At 70.5% G+C, this 2,108-nt stretch carries 2 protein-coding genes; one reads left to right on the forward strand and one right to left on the reverse strand.

Features of this window, described 5'->3' with window-relative positions; all coding sequences use genetic code 11:
* On the forward strand, positions 1–1,625 hold a 1,625-nt coding region (locus VK640_09685; GenBank protein ID HTE73455.1), incomplete at its 5' end, for a zinc carboxypeptidase.
* 54 nt (positions 1,626–1,679) lie between these two features.
* Here VK640_09685 and VK640_09690 read toward each other — a convergent pair.
* Positions 1,680–2,108 (reverse strand): SRPBCC family protein (locus tag VK640_09690; protein ID HTE73456.1); only part of this gene is annotated, 429 nt, incomplete at its 5' end.

Genomic DNA, 2,108 nt, shown 5'->3' on the forward strand with positions numbered 1-2,108 from the left:
AGTACAAGCCCGCGGCCGTCCACTACCACGTCATGCGCGGCACGGTCACGGGCACCAAGCCCGGTGACACGGTGGAGGTCTGGTTCGAGGGCGGCGGCAAGAAGAGCGACTCGTTCACCTACGACATGGTCTCCGACTCGAACCGGCAGATGCTCGTCGTGGCGGCCGAGGACTACACGGGCGCGTCGCCCGCGCAGGGCGTCACGGCCCCGAAGTACGCGCAGACGTTCCTCGACTCGCTGGCCGCCAACGGCGTCGCCGCCGACGTCTACGACGTGGACGCGCGTGGCCGGACCGCGCCGGACGCGCTCGGTGTGCTGAGCCACTACAAGGGCGTGATCTGGTACACGGGCGACGATGTCGTCACCCGCAAGGCCGGCTGGGCCGGCGGCAACGCCGACCGGCTCGCGCTCGATGAGATGCTCGAGGCGCGCGCCTTCATGGACGAGGGGGGCCGCGTGGCCTACTCGGGCAAGACGGCCGGCATGCAGTACACGGCCGCCGGCGTCGGGGTCCAGTACTTCGACCCGAAGAACGAAGGCATGTGCCATCCGAACAACCGCGATCCGTCGTGGGATCCGCGCCGCTGCTTCCAGCTGCGCGGCTCGGTGAACGGCGGCGACCAGATCAACGACGTGCTGCAGTACTGGTTCGGCGGCATGGTCCAGGTCGCCGGCGACGGCCAGGACGGGACCACCCCGTACGCCCTCAACGGCATCGGGAACCCGTTCGACGGGCTGGCGCAGTGGTCGCTGACGTCGCCGCAGCCGGCGTTCCCGCCCGGCGGCACGTCGTCCTTCGTGACCACCAGCGGCATCCTGTCCCCGGAGGAGTACCCGCAGTTCACCAGCAACGCCTCGGCGCGCTGGGCGAAGCCGGGCGGGCCGTTCGATCCGCACACCGGCAGCAAGTACGTCTTCTCGCAGATCGCCGACGTGAGCTACAAACGGCTCACGCGTGAGATCCAGGTCCCGGCCGGCGGCGAGCTGACGTTCTGGACGTCGTACGACACGGAGCCCGACTGGGACTACCTCGCGGTCGAGGCCAGGACGGCGGGCCAGGACGACTGGACGACGCTGCCGGACGCCAACGGGCATACCGGCACGAGCACGGGCCTGAGCTGCCCGGGCAGCACGTCGGGCTGGGCTGACGAGCTGCATCCGCAGCTGACGCACTACCAGACGTACCACGCCGGTCCCCCGGCGACGTGCACGTCGACGGGCACGACGGGTGAGTGGAACGCCGCCTCCGGCAACTCGAACGGCTGGCAGCAGTGGCGGATCGACCTGTCGAAGTACGCAGGCAAGACGGTCGAGATCTCCGTCGCCTACATCAGCGACTGGGGCACGCAGAACCTCGGCGTGTTCCTGGACGACTTCGCCTGGCCGGGCGGGTCGACGTCGTTCGAGGGCACCGACACCGGCGGCTGGCAGGTCACCGGCCCGCCGCCCGGCAGCGGCTCCAACACGAACAACTTCGCGGTCACCGACGCGGGCGGGTTCCCGGTCGGCGCCGCGATCACGACGCCGAAGTCCATCCTGATGGGCTACGGGTTCGAGACCATCTCGACCGCGGAGCAGCGCAACGCGGTGATGGGCCGGATCGCGTCCTACCTCCTGCGGTAGGCGCGCACGCGTGCAGCCCGGCGGCCGCTTCGGCGGCCGCCGGGCTCGCTGCGCTCAGGCCAGCTCGCGGGCGACCTGCTCGAGCAGGTCCATGCCCTCCTGCATGCCGCCCTCCATGCCGGTGCCGATGATCATGTCGCGCACCTCGCGGCTCTCGACGCGCATCAGGATCGTCAATGTGGTCCGGCCGTCCGCCTCCTCGAAGGTGACGATGTTCAGCGCGGGAGCGCTGCCCTCCGGGGCGCCCTCGAAGACCTCGGTGGTGACGAGCCGCTCGTCCGGGACGATCTCGCTGTACTCGCCGTGGAAGGCGACCTCGTGCTCGCCGTGGGCGAGCATCACGTAGCGCCACTTCCCGCCGACCCGCAGGTCGACCTCGGCGTGGGTCATCTCGCCCCGCCGGCCCGGCCACCAGCGGCTGACCAGCTCGGGGGTGGTGTAGGCCCTGTAGACCAGGTGCCTGGGGGCGTCGAACTCCCGCGT

The sequence above is a fragment of the Actinomycetes bacterium genome, assembly GCA_035489715.1.
Lineage (GTDB): Bacteria > Actinomycetota > Actinomycetes > JACCUZ01 > JACCUZ01 > DATHAP01.